Source organism: Pseudomonas shirazica (assembly GCF_015168335.1).
In the GTDB taxonomy this organism is placed as follows: domain Bacteria; phylum Pseudomonadota; class Gammaproteobacteria; order Pseudomonadales; family Pseudomonadaceae; genus Aquipseudomonas; species Aquipseudomonas asiatica.
Window position 1 is genome coordinate 1,995,538 of record NZ_CP063456.1, and the last position, 16,173, is coordinate 2,011,710.

Here is a 16,173-nt window from a genome sequence, read left to right on the forward strand (position 1 = left end):
TTCATTTAAAGTTCAACCCCTTGGCAACGTCAGGCAAAGGTAAACCTCTGGTAAAGGCGCTTTGCTAAAACGATGCCAGTGCTTATCGTTCATTCTCCCCAAGCCGTCATTCCGAACAAGGTTCGTTCAACCCATGCAAGTGTCCAATTCCCGCTCCCCTCGTCGCTGGCTCGTCGGCCTGCTGATCCTGCTGCTGGTGGCTGCACTGGCCTGGTGGCTGTGGCCCGCAGCGACGCCTGCGCATAAAGAAGCCGGTGGCGGGCGCGGTGGCAAGGGCATGGGCATGATGGGCGGTCGCCCGGGCTTCGGCGGCTCCAGCGACCCGGTGCCGGTGCGCGTCGAGCCGGTGCGGGTGGGCGACTTCCCGCTGTACTACAAGGCCCTGGGCACAGTCACCGCCACCAACACCGTCAACGTGCGCAGCCGCGTGGCTGGCGAGCTGGTCAAGATCCACTTCAAGGAAGGCCAGCAGGTCAAGGCCGGCGACCTGCTCGCCGAAATCGACCCGCGCCCGTACCGCATTGCCCTGCAGCAGGCCGAGGGCACCCTGGCGCAGAACCAGGCGCAACTGAAGAACGCCCAGGTCGACCTGGCCCGCTATAAAGGCCTGTACGCCGAAGACAGCATCGCCAAGCAAACCCTCGACACCGCCGAAGCGCAGGTGGCACAGTTCCAGGGGCTGGTGAAGACCAACCAGGCGCAGGTCAATGACGCCCGCCTGAACCTGGACTTCACCCAGATCCGCGCGCCGATCAACGGCCGCGTAGGCCTGCGCCAGCTCGACCTGGGCAACCTGGTGGCGGCCAACGACACCACCGCGCTGGTGGTGATCACGCAGACCGAGCCGATCAGCGTTGCCTTCACCCTGCCGGAAACCGAGTTGAGCACCGTGCTGGAACGCTACCGCAGCGGCGCCAGTCTGCCGGTCGAGGCCTGGGACCGCAGTGACAGCAAGCTGCAGTCCACCGGCGTGCTGGGCAGCATCGACAACCAGATCGACACCACCACCGGCACCCTCAAGTTCAAGGGCCGCTTCGAGAACAAGGACCTGGCCCTGTTCCCCAACCAGTTCGTCAACGTGCGCCTGCTGGCCGACACCCTCAAGCAGGTGACCATGGCCCCGGCGGCGGCCATCCAGTTCGGCAATGACGGCTCCTTCGCCTATGTGGTCAATGACCAGAACACGGTCAACATCCGCAAGCTCAAGGTCGGCGCCAGCGACGGCGAGAACAGCGTCATTCTCGAGGGCCTCAAGGCCGGCGACCGCCTGGTGCTGGAAGGCACCGACCGCCTGCGCGAAGGCACCAAGGTGGAAGTTGTCGAAGACAGCTCGCAGGTGCCGACCACCCCGGGCCAGCACCTGCAAGGCCAGGAAGGCAAGGGTTCGGCAAGCACTGGCGATGTGCAGCCCGGTGAAGCACAGCCTGGTAGCGCAGCAGGCAAGGCGGGCGCATGAACCTCTCGCGTCTGTTCATCCTGCGGCCGGTTGCCACCACGCTGAGCATGCTGGCCATCGTCCTGGCCGGCCTGATCGCCTACAAGCTGTTGCCGGTTTCCGCGTTGCCGCAGGTGGATTACCCGACCATCCGGGTCATGACCCTGTACCCAGGCGCCAGCCCGCAGGTCATGACCAGCGCGGTTACCGCGCCGCTCGAACGTCAGTTCGGCCAGATGCCAGGCCTGGAGCAGATGGCCTCGACCAGCTCCGGCGGCGCCTCGGTGCTGACCTTGCGCTTCAACCTCGACATGAACATGGACGTTGCCGAGCAACAGGTGCAGGCCGCGATCAACGCCGCCAGCAACCTGCTGCCCAGCGACCTTCCGGCGCCGCCGGTGTACAACAAGGTCAACCCGGCCGACACCCCGGTGCTGACCCTGGCCATCTCCAGCAAGACCATGCCGCTGCCCAAGCTCAACGACCTGGTCGATACCCGTGTGGCACAGAAGCTCGCACAGATCAGCGGTGTTGGCATGGTCAGCATCGCCGGTGGCCAGCGCCAGGCGGTGCGGATCAAGGTCAACGTCGATGCCCTGGCCGCCAACGGCCTGAACCTGGAGGACGTACGCACCCTGATCGGCGCTTCCAACGTCAACCAGCCCAAGGGCAACTTCGACGGCCCGACCCGGGTGTCGATGCTCGACGCCAACGACCAGCTGCGTTCCCCTGAGGAATACGCCAACCTGATCCTGGCCTACAACAATGGCGCGCCTCTGCGTCTGAAGGATGTTGCAGAAATCGTCGACGGCGCCGAAAACGAGCGCCTGGCTGCCTGGGCCAACGAAAACCACGCCGTGCTGTTGAACATCCAGCGCCAGCCGGGCGCCAACGTCATCGAAGTGGTCGACCGCATCAAGGCCCTGCTGCCGTCGATCACCGACAACCTGCCGGCCGGCCTCGATGTGTCGGTGCTCACCGACCGCACCCAGACCATCCGCGCCGCGGTCAAGGACGTGCAGCACGAACTGCTGATCGCCATCGCCCTGGTGGTAATGGTCACGTTCGTCTTCCTGCGCCGTTTCAGCGCCACGCTCATCCCGTCGATCGCCGTACCGTTGTCGCTGATCGGCACCTTCGGCGTGATGTACCTGGCCGGTTTCTCGGTCAACAACCTGACCCTGATGGCCCTGACCATCGCCACCGGTTTCGTGGTCGACGACGCCATCGTCATGCTGGAGAACATCTCCCGGCACATCGAGGAGGGCGAGACGCCCATGCAGGCGGCGCTCAAGGGCGCCCGGCAAATCGGCTTCACCCTGATCTCGCTGACCTTCTCGCTGATTGCGGTACTGATCCCGCTGCTGTTCATGGCCGATGTGGTCGGCCGCCTGTTCCGCGAGTTCGCCATCACCCTGGCGGTGGCCATCCTGATTTCCCTGGTGGTATCGCTGACCCTCACGCCGATGATGTGCGCGCGCCTGCTCAAGCGCGAGCCCAGGGAAGAGGAACAGGGCCGGTTCTACCGCGCCAGTGGCGCCTGGATCGACTGGCTGATCAGGCACTACGGTAGCGCCCTGCAGTGGGTGCTCAAGCGCCAGCCGTTGACGCTGCTGGTGGCCGTGGCCAGCCTGGCGCTCACCGTATTCCTGTACATGGTGGTGCCCAAGGGCTTCTTCCCGGTACAGGACACCGGGGTGATCCAGGGCATTTCCGAAGCGCCGCAGTCCACCTCGTTCGCCGCCATGAGCGAACGCCAGCAGGCGCTGAGCAAGGTGATCCTGCAGGACCCGGCGGTGCAGAGCCTGTCGTCCTACATTGGCGTCGATGGCGACAACGCCACGCTCAACAGCGGCCGCCTGCTGATCAACCTCAAACCCCATGGCGAGCGTGATGTCACTGCCAGCGAGGTGATCAACCGCCTGCAGCCACAAGTCGATCGGCTGGTGGGCATCCGCCTGTTCATGCAGCCGGTGCAGGACCTGAGCATCGAGGACCGGGTCAGCCGGACCCAGTACCAGTTCAGCCTCTCGTCGCCCGACGCCGACCTGCTGGCGCAGTGGAGCGGCAAGCTGGTGCAGGCGCTGCAGCAGCGCCCGGAACTGGCCGACGTGGCCAGCGACCTGCAGGACAAGGGCCTGCAGGTGTACCTGGTGATCGACCGCGACATGGCCGGGCGCCTGGGCATCAGCGTGTCGCAAATCACCAACGCCCTGTATGACGCCTTCGGCCAGCGTCAGATCTCGACCATCTACACCCAGGCCAGCCAGTACCGCGTGGTGCTGCAGTCGCAGGATGCGGCGGTGATCGGCCCGCAGGCGCTGGAGTCGATCCACGTCAAGGCCACCGATGGCGGCCAGGTGCGCCTGTCGGCGCTGGCACGCATCGAGCAGCGCCAGGCCCAGCTGGCCATTTCCCACATTGGCCAGTTCCCGGCGGTGACCTTGTCGTTCAACCTGGCCCACGGCGCTTCGCTGGGCAAGGCGGTGCAGGTGATCGAGCAGGTGCAGAAGGACATCGGCATGCCGCTGGGCGTGCAGACTCGCTTCCAGGGCGCGGCGGAGGCCTTCCAGGCATCGCTGTCGAGCACCTTGCTGTTGATCCTGGCGGCGGTGGTGACCATGTACATCGTGCTGGGCGTGCTGTACGAGAGCTACATCCACCCGGTGACCATCCTTTCGACCCTGCCGTCGGCAGCGGTCGGCGCCTTGCTGGCCTTGCTCATCAGCGGCAACGACCTGGGCATGATCGCCATCATCGGCATCATCCTGCTGATCGGCATCGTCAAGAAGAACGCGATCATGATGATCGACTTCGCCCTCGAGGCCGAGCGCCAGCAGGGCATGAGCCCGCGCGATGCCATCTACCAGGCGGCGCTGCTGCGCTTCCGGCCGATCCTGATGACTACCCTGGCCGCGCTGTTCGGCGCCGTGCCGCTGATGCTCGCCACCGGTTCCGGTGCCGAGCTGCGCCAGCCGCTGGGCCTGGTGATGGTCGGCGGGTTGCTGGTCAGCCAGGTGCTGACGCTGTTCACCACCCCGGTCATCTACCTGTACTTCGACCGCCTGGCCCGCCGCTGGCGCCCGGCCACTGACGTGAAGCAGGCCGAGGCATGAACCTGTCCGGTCCTTTCATCCGTCGCCCGGTGGCGACGATGCTGTTGAGCCTGGCGATCATGCTGCTGGGCGGGGTCAGCTTCGGTCTGCTGCCGGTGGCTCCGCTGCCACAGATGGACTTCCCGGTAATCGTGGTGTCGGCCAACCTGTCAGGCGCCAGCCCGGAAGTGATGGCCTCCACCGTGGCCACGCCGCTGGAGCGCAAGCTGGGCAGCATTGCCGGCGTGACCACCCTGACCAGCAGCTCCAACCAAGGCTCCACACGGGTGATCATCGGCTTCGAGATGGGCCGCGACATCGACGGTGCGGCGCGCGAGGTGCAGGCGGCGATCAACGCCACCCGCAACCTGTTGCCCAGCGGTATGCGCAGCATGCCCACCTACAAGAAGATCAACCCGTCGCAGGCACCGATCATGGTGCTGTCGCTGACTTCGGACGTGCTGCAGAAGGGCCAGCTGTACGACCTGGCCGACACCATCCTGTCGCAGAGCCTGGCCCAGGTGCCCGGGGTAGGGGAGGTGCAGATCGGTGGCAGTTCGCTGCCGGCGGTGCGCATTGCTGTCGAGCCGCAATTGCTCAACCAGTACGGCCTGTCGCTGGATGAAGTACGTACTGCCGTGTCCAACGCCAACCAGCGCCGGCCGATGGGCTTTGTCGAGGACGCCGAGCGCAACTGGCAGGTGCGCGCCAATGACCAGCTGGAAAGCGCCAAGGACTACGAGCCTGTGGTGATCCGCCAGCAGAACGGCACCATCCTGCGCCTTTCCGACGTGGCGACCATCACCGACGGTGTCGAGAACCGCTACAACAGCGGCTTCTTCAATGACCAGAGCGCGGTGCTGCTGGTGGTCAACCGCCAGACAGGCGCCAACATCATTGAAACGGTCGACCAGATCAAGGCGCAGTTGCCGGCCCTGCAGTCGCTGCTGCCGGCCAGCGTGCAACTGAACGTGGCCATGGACCGTTCGCCAGTGATCAAGGCCACCCTCAAGGAAGCCGAGCACACCCTGCTGATCGCCGTGGTGCTGGTGATCCTGGTGGTCTACCTGTTCCTCGGCAGCCTGCGGGCGTCGCTGATCCCCAGCCTGGCGGTGCCGGTGTCACTGGTGGGCACTTTCGCGGTCATGTACCTGTGCGGGTTCTCGCTCAACAACCTGTCGCTGATGGCGCTGATCCTCGCCACCGGCCTGGTGGTGGACGATGCCATCGTGGTGCTGGAGAACATATCCCGGCACATCGAGGACGGCCAACCACCTATGAAAGCGGCCTTCCTGGGCGCCAAGGAAGTGGGTTTCACCTTGCTGTCGATGAACGTGTCGCTGGTGGCGGTATTCGTCTCCATCCTGTTCATGGGTGGCATCGTGCGCAACCTGTTCCAGGAGTTCTCCATCACCCTGGCGGCGGCGATCATCGTGTCGCTGGTGGTGTCGCTGACCCTCACGCCGATGCTGTGCGCCCGCTGGCTCAAACCGCACCAGGCCGAGCCGACACGTCTGCAGCGCTGGAGCGAACAGTTGCACCAGCGCATGGTCGATGCCTATGACCGCAGCCTGGGCTGGGCCTTGCGCCACAAACGCCTGACGCTGATCAGCCTGCTGGCCACCATCGGCATCAACATCGCCCTGTACGTGGTGGTGCCGAAGACGCTGATGCCGCAGCAGGATACCGGCCAGCTGATAGGCTTCATCCGTGGCGACGATGGCCTGTCGTTCAGCGTCATGCAACCGAAAATGGAAATCTACCGCCGCGCCTTGCTGGCCGACCCGGCAGTGCAGAGCGTTGCCGGCTTCATCGGTGGCAACAGCGGGACCAACAATGCCTTTGTGCTGGTGCGCCTGAAGCCGATCAGCGAGCGCAAGCTCGACGCCCAGAAGGTGATCGAACGCCTGCGCAAGGAAATGCCCAAGGTACCCGGCGGGCGCCTGTTCCTGATGGCCGACCAGGACCTGCAACTGGGCGGTGGTGGCCGTGACCAGACCTCTTCGCAGTACCTGTACTCCCTGCAGAGCGGAGACCTGGCGGCCCTGCGCGAATGGTTCCCGAAAGTGGTGGCGGCGCTGCGTGCACTGCCGCAACTGACTGCCATCGACGCCCGCGACGGTGCCGGCACCCAGCAGGTGACCCTGGTGGTCGACCGTGACCAGGCCAAGCGCCTGGGCATCGACATGGACATGGTCACCACGGTGCTGAACAACGCCTACAGCCAGCGGCAGATCTCCACCATCTACGACAGCCTCAACCAGTACCAGGTAGTGCTCGAGATCAACCCGAAGTACGCCTGGGACCCGAGCACCCTCGAGCAGGTACAGGTGATTACCGCCGACGGTGCCCGCGTACCGCTGTCGACCATCGCCCACTACGAGAACAGCCTGGCCAACGACCGGGTCAGCCACGAAGGCCAGTTCGCCGCCGAAAGCATCGCCTTCGACGTCGCCGAAGGCTACAGCCCCGACCAGGCCATGGCGGCGCTGGAGCGTGCGGTGGCCAAGCTGGGCTTGCCCGAGGAAGTGATTGCCAAGCTTGGTGGTACCGCCGATGCCTTCGCCAAGACCCAGGAAGGCCAGCCGCTGATGATCCTTGGCGCGCTGGTGCTGGTCTACCTGGTGCTGGGCATTCTCTACGAAAGCTACATTCACCCGCTGACCATCCTCTCGACACTGCCCTCGGCCGGCGTGGGTGCCTTGCTGGCGCTGTACGTCACCGGCGGCGAGTTCAGCCTGATCTCGCTGCTGGGGCTGTTCCTGCTGATCGGCGTGGTGAAGAAGAACGCCATCCTGATGATCGACCTGGCCTTGCAGCTGGAGCGCCACCAGGGCCTGACACCGGAAGAGTCGATCCGCCGGGCCTGCCTGCTGCGCCTGCGGCCGATCCTGATGACGACCCTGGCGGCCATTCTCGGTGCCTTGCCGCTGCTGCTGAGCCGCGCCGAAGGCGCGGAAATGCGCCAGCCTCTGGGCCTGACCATCATTGGCGGCCTGGTGTTCAGCCAGGTCCTCACCCTTTACACGACACCGGTGGTCTACCTGTACCTGGACCGCCTGCGTCACCGTTTCAACCGTTGGCGTGGCGTGCGCACCGACGCCGCCCTGGAAACCCCGCTATGACTTTTGCCCAGACCCCACTTCACCGTGCCCTGCAGACGCTGACCCGTGGGCGTGGCTCGCGCCTGCTCGGCGCCGGGTTGTGCGTCGCCTTGCTCAGCGCCTGCACCCTGAGCCCGGACTACCACCGCCCGGAACTGAGCAGCACGGCGCAGTTCAAGCACGCCGAAGGCTGGACCCAGGCCACGCCGTCCGATGCCATCGCCCGCGGCGCCTGGTGGGAAATCTACGGCGATGCCGGGCTCAATGCACTGGTCGAAGAGCTCAACCGCAGCAACCAGACCGTGGCCCAATCGGAGGCCCAGTACCGCCAGGCCCAGGCGCTGGTGCGCAGCAGCCGGGCGGCACTGTTCCCCAGCCTGGACCTGAGCGTCAGCAAGAACCGCTCGGCCCAGGGCACCGGTAGCTCCAGCTCGAGCCTGTCCAACAACAGCAGCGGCATTCGCAACACCTACAACGCCCAGCTCGGCGTCAGCTGGGAAATCGACCTGTGGGGCAAGCTGCGCGAGACCCTGAACGCCAACGAAGCCAGTGCCGAAGCCAGCCTGGCCGACCTGGCCTCGATCCGCCTCAGCCAGCAGTCGGAACTGGTGCAGAACTACCTGCAGTTGCGGGTGATCGACGAGCAGAAACGCCTGTTGGAAGCCACCGTGGCAGCGTATGAACGTTCCCTGCGGATGAACGAAAACCAGTATCGCGCTGGCGTCGCCGGCCCGGATGCAGTGGCCCAGGCGCGTACCCAGCTCAAGAGCACCCAGGCCGACCTGATCGACCTGGTCTGGCAGCGTGCACAGTTCGAGAACGCCATTGCCGTGTTGCTGGGCAAGGCCCCGGCGGACTTCGCCCTGGCTGACAGCAAATCCATTCCGGCGCTGCCGCAAATTCCGGTGGCCTTGCCCTCGCAGTTGCTGGAGCGACGCCCGGACATCGCTGCGGCCGAGCGCAACGTGATGGCTGCCAACGCCAACATCGGCGTGTCGCGGGCGGCGTACTTCCCGGACCTGAGCCTGAGCATGAGTGGCGGTTACTCCAGCAGCAGCTTCAGCAACTGGATCGAACTGCCCAACCGCTACTGGTCGGTGGGCCCGCAGCTGGCGCTGACCTTGTTCGACGCCGGCAAGCGCAGTGCCGAGGTGGACCGCACGGTGGCGGTGTATGACCAGACCGTGGCGCAGTACCGCCAGACCGTGCTCGACGGGTTCAAGGAAGTGGAAAACCTGCTGGTGCAGTTGAAGGTGTATGGCGATGAGGCGGTGGTGCGCCAGGAGGCACTGGATGCTGCCCGCGAGTCGCTGCGCCTGACCGAGAACCAGTACCGCGCCGGGCTGATCGGCTACCTGGATGTGGTCAACGTGCAGACCACGGCGCTGAGCAACGAGCGCAGTGTGTTGAACCTGCTGCAAGGGCGCCTGGTGGCCAGCGTGCAGCTGGTTGCTGCCCTGGGTGGTGGTTGGGATGCCGGGCAAGCCTTCGCCGAGCAGGATTGAAGCGACCCGCAGACGCGTACCTCTGTAGGAGCGGCCTTGTGTCGCGATCGGGCCGCAGAGCGGCCCCAGAACTTTGTGTACAAGCACAGATCGCTGGGGCCGCTTCGCAGCCCGATCGCGACACAAGGCCGCTCCTACAGCTACCGCGCATGCGTCCAGGCCCTCGCAGTCTTTGGATCCATTCCCATTCGCAAAAACCCCGTGCGTTTCGCCTGACCTTGAGTACAATCATCAGCTTTTCCGGGCCTCCCGCCCCGCTGGAACTCTCGATGCTGACCGGTAGCTACTCCTCTTCGCTGGTGTTGATTTCGCTGTGCGTGGCGATCCTGGCGTCCTATACCGCCCTTGACCTGACCGGCCGCATCGCCACGGCCAAAGGCCGGGCTGCCTGGCTGTGGATGGGGGGTGGCGCGCTGGCGATGGGCATCGGCGTATGGTCGATGCATTTCATCGGCATGCTCGCCTTCAGCCTGCCCATCGACCTGGGCTACGACCTTGCCCTGACCGCGTTCTCGCTGCTGATCGCCGTCTTGTCTTCAGGCTTTGCCTTGTGGCTGGTCAGCCAGCCGAGCCTGCCCTGGCTGCAGTTGGGGTTTGGTGCGCTGATCATGGGCGCCGGCATCGCCTGTATGCATTACACCGGTATGGCCGCGCTGCGCATGCTGCCGGGCATCGACTATGACCCCACGCTGTTCGGGGCCTCGCTGCTGATTGCGGTGGGCGCCTCGGCAGCGGCCTTGTGGATCGCCTTCCGCCTCCGCGCGCACACGCCCTATGTGCGGCAGATTCGCGGCCTGGCGGCGGTGGTGATGGGCGTTGCCATCGTCGGCATGCACTACACCGGCATGGCCGCGGCGAACTTCCCCGAAGGCAGCTTCTGCGGTGCGCTGGCAGCGGGAGGCCTGCAAGGCGACGGTCTGGTCTACCTGGTGCTGATCACCACGCTGGCGGTACTCGCGGTGGCCTTGCTCACCTCGGTACTGGATGCCCGGCTGGAGGCGCGTACCGCCGAGCTGGCCCGCTCGCTGACGCTGGCAAATCAGGAACTGACCCAGCTGGCCCTGCACGACACGCTCACCGACCTGCCCAACCGTACGTTGCTGGCCGACCGCATCGAGCAGGCCATTGCCAAGGTAGCGGAGCAGGGCGGCTGCTTTGCCCTGATGTTCATCGACCTGGACGGCTTCAAGCCCGTCAACGATGCCTTCGGCCACCACATCGGCGACTTGCTGCTCAAGGCTGTGGCGGCGCGCCTGCGCGGGCACCTGCACAGCCAGGACACGCTGGCGCGCATCGGCGGCGACGAATTCGTGCTGCTGGTGGAGCTGCGCGAGCCGAACGATGCCATGGATGTGGCGGTCAAGCAGGTCAACCTGGTGTCACGGCCATTCCGCGTGGCCGAGCATGACCTGCAGCTGACAGCGAGCCTGGGCATCGTCCTGTACCCGGGCAATGGCCTGGACCAGCATGAGCTGCTGCGCAATGCCGACGCTGCCATGTATCACGCCAAGAGCGCCGGCAAGAATGGCTACAGCTTCTTCGACGCGTCGATGAACAGCAACGCCCGCCAGCAACTGCAGCTACTGCAGGACCTGCGCCAGGCCCTGGAGCAGCGCCAGTTCCGCCTGCACTACCAGCCCAAGTTCGACGCCCAGAATTGCCAGCCGATCGGTGCCGAGGCCTTGCTGCGCTGGGAGCACCCTCAGCAGGGCCTGTTGCTGCCCGACCGTTTCATCGGCCTGGCAGAAAAGACCGGCCTGATCATCCCCATTGGCGAATGGGTGCTCATCGAGGCCTGCCGCCAGATGCGCCAGTGGCTGGACCAGGGGCACCACGGCTGGCGCATGGCGGTGAACCTGTCGGCCATCCAGTTCTGCCATGCCGGGCTGGTCGAGAGCGTGGCCCGGGCCCTGCAGCAGAACAGCCTGCCGGCCAACTGCCTGACCCTGGAAATTACCGAAACCACCGCCATGCACGACGCCGATGCCAGCCTGACGGTGCTGCAACGGTTGTCCGACATGGGCGTGGACCTGTCCATCGATGACTTTGGCACCGGTTATTCCAGCCTGATGTACCTCAAGCGCCTGCCGGCCAACGAGCTGAAGATCGACCGCGGTTTCGTGCGCGACCTGGAGCAGGACAGCGACGATGCGGCGATCGTTTCGGCTATCGTGGCGCTGGGCCAGGCGCTGGGCCTGCGCATCGTTGCTGAAGGGGTGGAGACTGACAGGCAGCAGGACTTCCTGACCCGCCTGGGCTGCGATTCGCTGCAAGGCTACCTGCTGGGCCAGCCGGTGCCGGCCGAGCAGTTCATGGGCAAGTTGCAGGCCATGCGCCAGGAAAGCACCGCAGCGGGCTAGACCGCGTCGCGCAAGGTGAAGGCGGGCATGAAGGTATCCATCTCCGCCTCGACGGCCTCGATGATGCGCTCTACGTCGGCGGCGGCCATGATTGCCGAGCAGGGAATGCCTGCGATCGCCAGCAGGGTTTCGCCGGTGGCGCGGTCGAACAGCCGCGCGACCATGCTGCGTGGCGCATCCATGCTGGCTTCGAAGCCCAGCGGGTGGAAATGCCAGCGCATCACCTGGCAGGCGTTGGGGAACGTCATCTTGTTCATGCCAGCCTCCTTGTCCCTACCTGGACGTGGTGAGCGGGTGGCCACATCGATGCGGCCGCCGGGAAGGTAACCATAGCACCTGTCACGCACTATTCTCGGCGGCCAATAAGACAAATTCACTGATGCATGACAGACGTCACAGCTTTGTCTTGGACGGCATTTTGCGCAGGCCCGCAAGGCAAACGTTTTCCTGGCATGTTGACGGCAGATAACCCGCCAGGTGCTGCCAATTTGATCGAATTTGCCGCGCGATGTTTTCGGACGAGCGGTGTGATCAGCCGAGCAACCCGGCAGCGATGTTGATGGTGAATCCCAGGATCGCCGTGTTGAATACGAACCCCACTAGTGAATGTGCCAGCACTACCCGCCGCAACTCCCGCCCGGCGATGCCCACGTCGGAGGTTTGTACCGCCACGCTGATGGTGAACGAGAAGTAGTGGAAGTCCCAGTAATCGGGGTTGCGTTCGCCATCGGCGAAGCGCAGCGGCGGTTCGTGGTTTTGTCCGGTATAGAACAGCCGCGCATAGTGCAGGCTGAAAATGCAGCCGATCAACAGCCAGGAGCCGGCCACGGTCAGGCCGGTGTAGAGGTAGTGCACGACCAGCGCCGTGCCTTGCAGGCCACGGCTGGACACCAGTTGCAGGGTGACGGCGGCGAGGCTGGCGATGGCGGCGATGCACACGGTGAGCAGGACCAGGCCGGCGTTTTCGTCTTCGACGCGGGCGACCTTGCGTACCTTTTCCGCATTGGCGCTCAAGGTCAGGTAGAGCACCAGCAGCAGGTACAGCCATACGCCAAGGTTCCAACCGGCGAGGATGTGCTGCACGCTGTCGCTGGCGGGGATCAGCCAGGCGCCGAGCAGGCCGACCAAAGTGGCGATGCTCAGGCGCGGGTGGGTGTGGGTCAGGCGGTGGAAAGCCATGGGGTCTCTTTTGCAGGGTGCATGGCTTTTACTCTAGACCGTCATGAGGCAGATGAGCGGCATGCGCGGTCCATGTAGGAGCGGCCTTGTGCCGCGAAAGGGCCGCAAAGCGGCCCCGACAATTCCTGGAGGTGCGAAGATCCTGGGGGCGCTTCGCACCCCTATCGCGACACAAGGCCGCTCCTACAAAAAGCGGGCTACGTGGCCTGATGTTTCTTTGCTGCCGCCCATCGCACGGCATTGCAACTCTCAGTACACTGCACGCTCCAACACCAACATCCGTTGAACTCGAGGTTTCTGCATGACGCTCAGTCCTTTGGCAGGCAAGCCGGCTCCGGCCAGCGTGCTGGTCGATATTCCCCGACTGCTCACCGCCTACTACACCGGCCGCCCCGACGCTGCCGTGGCGGCCCAGCGGGTGGCCTTCGGCACCTCTGGGCACCGGGGCACTTCGCTTGAATTGAGTTTCAACGAGTACCACGTTCTGGCCATTACCCAGGCCATCTGCCTGTATCGCCAGGAGAAGGGCATCGATGGCCCGTTGTTCATCGGCGCCGACACCCACGCACTGTCGGCACCGGCTACCGCCAGCGCCCTGGAAGTGCTGGCTGCCAATGGCGTGCAGGTAATGCTGTCCAAGGACGACGAATACACGCCAACACCAGCGGTTTCCCATGCCATCCTCTGCCATAACCGTGGCCGCGAGCAGGGCCTGGCCGACGGCATCGTCATCACCCCGTCGCACAACCCGCCGCAAAGCGGTGGCTTCAAATACAACCCGCCCAATGGCGGCCCGGCCGACAGTGACGTGACCAAGTGGATCGAGGCCAAGGCCAACGAACTGCTGGCTGCTGACCTGGCGGGCGTCAAGCGCATGGACCATGCCCAGGCGCTGCAGGCATCCACCACCCAGCGTCACGACTACGTGAGCAACTACGTGGCCGACCTGGAAAACGTCATCGACTTCGACGTCATCCGCGCTGCCAAGCTGCGCCTGGGCGTCGACCCGCTGGGCGGGGCAGGGGTGCGCTACTGGTCGGCGATCGCCAAGCATTACCAGCTCGACCTGGAAGTGGTGAACACCGAGGTCGACCCGACCTTCCGCTTCATGACTGTCGACTGGGACGGCCAGATCCGCATGGACCCGTCTTCGCCCTATGCCATGCAGGGCCTGATCGGCCTGCGCGAACGCTTCGACGTGGCCTTCGCCTGCGACCCGGACCACGATCGCCATGGCATCGTCACCCCCGATGGCCTGCTGCAGCCGAACAACTACCTGGCCGTGGCCATCGACTACCTGTACCGCCACCGCCCGCAATGGCGCAGCGATGCCGCCGTCGGCAAGACCGTGGTGTCCAGTGGCCTGATCGATCGCGTCACCCAGCGCCTGGGCCGTGAACTGTACGAAGTACCGGTGGGCTTCAAGTTCTTCGCCCAGGGCCTGTTCGACGGCACGCTGGGCTTTGGTGGCGAGGAAAGTGCGGGGGCTTCGTTCCTGCGCCGCGATGGCTCGGTCTGGGCCACCGACAAGGACGGGCTGATCCCGGCCTTGCTGGCTGCCGAGATGACCGCCCGCATCGGGCGCAACCCGAGCCAGGCCTACGCCGACCTGACCGAGGCACTGGGCAAGCCGTTCGCCACCCGTGTCGAAGCCAAGGCCGATGCCCGGCAGAAGGCTTTGCTGAGCAAGCTGGCGCCGGAGCAGGTGAAGTCGACCGAGCTGGCGGGTGAGCCGATCGTGCAGATCCTCAGCCATGCGCCGGGCAACGGCCAGGCGATCGGCGGGCTGAAGGTGATGACCGCCAATGGCTGGTTCGCCGCGCGCCCTTCGGGCACCGAGGATATCTACAAGATCTACGCCGAAAGCTTCATCGACGAGGCGCACCTGCAGCGCCTGGTGCAGGAAGCGCAAGTGCTGGTGGATGCGGCGATTGCCTGACTGGTAACAAACCGCTTGGTTCTGTGGTGCGCTGTAAATTAGAATTAATCTTATTTACACCACCGCAGGGCCTTCCCCATGATCGACGCCGCGCCGCCACCGGAGCATAGCCTGCCTGCCCTGTACCGGGAACACCGCGGCTGGCTGGAAACCTGGCTGCGGCGGCGCATGGGCAATGCCTGGGATGCCGCCGACCTCAGCCAGGATACCTTCCTGCGTATCCTGGCCAGCGCCCAGCCGCTGGCAGACATTCGCGAACCGCGTGCCTACCTGCTGACCGTGGGCAAGCGCCTGCTGAGCAACTTCCACCAGCGGCGTAGCCTGGAACAAGCCTACCTCGATGCACTGGCGCAGTTGCCCGAGCAGCATGTGCCCTCGCCAGAGCAGCGTTGGGTACTGCTGGAAACCCTGCAAGCCCTCGACGAGTTGCTCGACGGCCTCAAGGTGCCGGTACGCAAGGCCTTTCTCTGGAGCCAGCTGGAGGGCCTGGGCTATGCCGAGATCGGCAAGCGCCTGGGCGTTTGCGAGCGCTCGGTCAAACGCTACATGGCGCAGGCCTACGAGCATTGCCTGCTGGCCGAACTGCAATGACCAGCCATTCCCCCGAAACCCGCGAGGCACTGCAGGCCGCCGCGCGCTGGCTGGCACTGGTGGACTCTGGCGCTGCCAGCGAGGGTGACCTGCAGCGCCTGGAACAATGGCGCACCAGCAGCACCTTGCACGAACACGCCTGGCAAAAGGCACTGCTGTTGCGCCAGCGCTTTTCCGCGCTACCCGGCGCATTGGCCATGGCCACCCTGGACCGCCCGGATACCGGCCGCCGGGCGCTGCTCAAGCAGGCCCTGGGCGTGGCTGCATTGTTGCCGGCGGCCTGGCTGGCAAGCCGCGAACTGCCGCTGGAGGCCTGGGCCGCCGACATGCACACCGCGGTCGGGGAGCGCCGGCAGGTGCTGCTGAGCGATGGCACATTCGTGCAGTTGAACACCGACAGTGCGGTGGATATCGACCTGGGCGCGCGTCGCCTGACATTGCTGCGTGGCGAAGTGGCAGTCAGGTTGCCCGGCAACCTGAGCCTGACGTTGCAGGTGCCCTATGGCCAGGTCGCGCTGGATGCTGGCGAGGTGTGCTTGCGCCTGGTCGATCAGGCTTGCCGGGTATCGGTGCTCAAGGGCGCGGCCAACCTGCAGCCGCGGCAAGGCCCGGCGCTGCTGCTGCAGGCCGGGCAGCAGGCCAGCCTGCAAGTGGCCGGGGTTGGCCCTGTCACCGGCCTGGACGCATGGCTGCTGGGCTGGCGCGAAGGGGTACTGCGGCTGGAGGATCGCCCCTTGGGCGAGCTGCTGCACGAGCTGCGCAGGTACCGCCCCGGCGTGCTGCGCTGGGCGCCCGAACTGGAGGCCCTGCGCGTGACCGGTACGTTCCGCCTCGACGACACCGACCGGGTGCTGGCCTTGCTCGCCGCCAGCCTGCCGTTGCAGGTGCACACGCGCACGCGTTACTGGGTGAGCCTGGTCGCGCGGGAAAATCGCGCATGAGGCTGTCCCCTTTTTTTCGCTCAC

10 protein-coding genes are annotated in these 16,173 nt (G+C 65.3%); 8 read left to right on the forward strand and 2 right to left on the reverse strand.

All coding sequences use genetic code 11. The features are described 5' to 3' along the window. Nucleotides 1-133 precede the first annotated feature (133 nt). The 5 genes from IMX18_RS09235 to IMX18_RS09255 all read left to right on the forward strand — a co-directional run bounded on the left by IMX18_RS09235 (nt 134) and on the right by IMX18_RS09255 (nt 11,499). A complete protein-coding gene (locus IMX18_RS09235; RefSeq protein WP_015270688.1) occupies nt 134-1,456 on the forward strand; it encodes an MdtA/MuxA family multidrug efflux RND transporter periplasmic adaptor subunit in 1,323 nt (440 codons plus the stop codon). Continuing rightward, nucleotides 1,453-4,551 carry an MdtB/MuxB family multidrug efflux RND transporter permease subunit gene (locus tag IMX18_RS09240; RefSeq protein ID WP_013972978.1) on the forward strand — a complete coding sequence of 1,033 codons (3,099 nt, stop codon included), beginning with the start codon at nt 1,453-1,455 and terminating at the stop codon, nt 4,549-4,551. Before IMX18_RS09235 ends, IMX18_RS09240 begins: the two co-directional genes overlap by 4 nt. Further along, nucleotides 4,548-7,655 (forward strand): efflux RND transporter permease subunit, encoded by a 3,108-nt coding sequence (locus tag IMX18_RS09245; RefSeq protein ID WP_015270687.1) that lies wholly within the window; start codon nt 4,548-4,550, stop codon nt 7,653-7,655. The genes IMX18_RS09240 and IMX18_RS09245 overlap by 4 nt, the downstream gene beginning before the upstream one ends. Further along, nucleotides 7,652-9,139 (forward strand): efflux transporter outer membrane subunit, encoded by a 1,488-nt coding sequence (locus tag IMX18_RS09250; RefSeq protein WP_217190132.1) that lies wholly within the window; start codon nt 7,652-7,654, stop codon nt 9,137-9,139. The genes IMX18_RS09245 and IMX18_RS09250 overlap by 4 nt, the downstream gene beginning before the upstream one ends. Before the next feature lie 269 nt (nt 9,140-9,408). Next, nucleotides 9,409-11,499, forward strand: coding sequence for a putative bifunctional diguanylate cyclase/phosphodiesterase (locus tag IMX18_RS09255; protein ID WP_015270685.1), 2,091 nt, complete (start codon nt 9,409-9,411; stop codon nt 11,497-11,499). Here the strand turns inward: IMX18_RS09255 and IMX18_RS09260 are convergent. Together IMX18_RS09260 and IMX18_RS09265 are read right to left on the reverse strand one after the other, a co-directional pair. Further along, on the reverse strand, nt 11,496-11,756 hold the full coding sequence (locus tag IMX18_RS09260; protein ID WP_013972974.1) for a DUF1652 domain-containing protein: 261 nt from the start codon (nt 11,754-11,756) through the stop codon (nt 11,496-11,498). The genes IMX18_RS09255 and IMX18_RS09260 overlap by 4 nt on opposite strands. A gap of 274 nt (nt 11,757-12,030) precedes the next feature. Then, nucleotides 12,031-12,678, reverse strand: a complete 648-nt coding sequence (locus tag IMX18_RS09265) for a DUF1345 domain-containing protein (RefSeq protein ID WP_015270684.1) — start codon at nt 12,676-12,678, stop codon at nt 12,031-12,033. Between the two features lie 301 nt (nt 12,679-12,979). Between IMX18_RS09265 and pgm the strand changes: the two genes are divergently transcribed. The 3 genes from pgm to IMX18_RS09280 all read left to right on the forward strand — a co-directional run bounded on the left by pgm (nt 12,980) and on the right by IMX18_RS09280 (nt 16,149). Continuing rightward, nucleotides 12,980-14,617 (forward strand): phosphoglucomutase (alpha-D-glucose-1,6-bisphosphate-dependent), encoded by a 1,638-nt coding sequence (gene pgm, locus IMX18_RS09270; RefSeq protein WP_217190131.1) that lies wholly within the window; start codon nt 12,980-12,982, stop codon nt 14,615-14,617. A gap of 78 nt (nt 14,618-14,695) precedes the next feature. Next, entirely contained in the window at nt 14,696-15,208 is a 513-nt protein-coding gene (locus IMX18_RS09275; protein ID WP_015270682.1) for a sigma-70 family RNA polymerase sigma factor, read from the forward strand. Further along, nucleotides 15,205-16,149, forward strand: coding sequence for a FecR domain-containing protein (locus IMX18_RS09280; RefSeq protein ID WP_100413480.1), 945 nt, complete (start codon nt 15,205-15,207; stop codon nt 16,147-16,149). Before IMX18_RS09275 ends, IMX18_RS09280 begins: the two co-directional genes overlap by 4 nt. The last annotated feature ends 24 nt before the right edge of the window (nt 16,150-16,173 follow it).

Excerpts from the sequence above, each read along its gene's own strand:
- IMX18_RS09275 (WP_015270682.1), top strand. The coding sequence starts at position 14,696 with ATGATCGACGCCGCGCCGCCACCGGAGCATAGCCTGCCTGCCCTGTAC.
- IMX18_RS09280 (WP_100413480.1), top strand. The coding sequence starts at position 15,205 with ATGACCAGCCATTCCCCCGAAACCCGCGAGGCACTGCAGGCCGCCGCG.
- IMX18_RS09245 (WP_015270687.1), top strand. The coding sequence starts at position 4,548 with ATGAACCTGTCCGGTCCTTTCATCCGTCGCCCGGTGGCGACGATGCTG.
- pgm (WP_217190131.1), top strand. The coding sequence starts at position 12,980 with ATGACGCTCAGTCCTTTGGCAGGCAAGCCGGCTCCGGCCAGCGTGCTG.
- IMX18_RS09250 (WP_217190132.1), top strand. The coding sequence starts at position 7,652 with ATGACTTTTGCCCAGACCCCACTTCACCGTGCCCTGCAGACGCTGACC.
- IMX18_RS09260 (WP_013972974.1), bottom strand. The coding sequence starts at position 11,756 with ATGAACAAGATGACGTTCCCCAACGCCTGCCAGGTGATGCGCTGGCAT.
- IMX18_RS09240 (WP_013972978.1), top strand. The coding sequence starts at position 1,453 with ATGAACCTCTCGCGTCTGTTCATCCTGCGGCCGGTTGCCACCACGCTG.
- IMX18_RS09265 (WP_015270684.1), bottom strand. The coding sequence starts at position 12,678 with ATGGCTTTCCACCGCCTGACCCACACCCACCCGCGCCTGAGCATCGCC.
- IMX18_RS09235 (WP_015270688.1), top strand. The coding sequence starts at position 134 with ATGCAAGTGTCCAATTCCCGCTCCCCTCGTCGCTGGCTCGTCGGCCTG.
- IMX18_RS09255 (WP_015270685.1), top strand. The coding sequence starts at position 9,409 with ATGCTGACCGGTAGCTACTCCTCTTCGCTGGTGTTGATTTCGCTGTGC.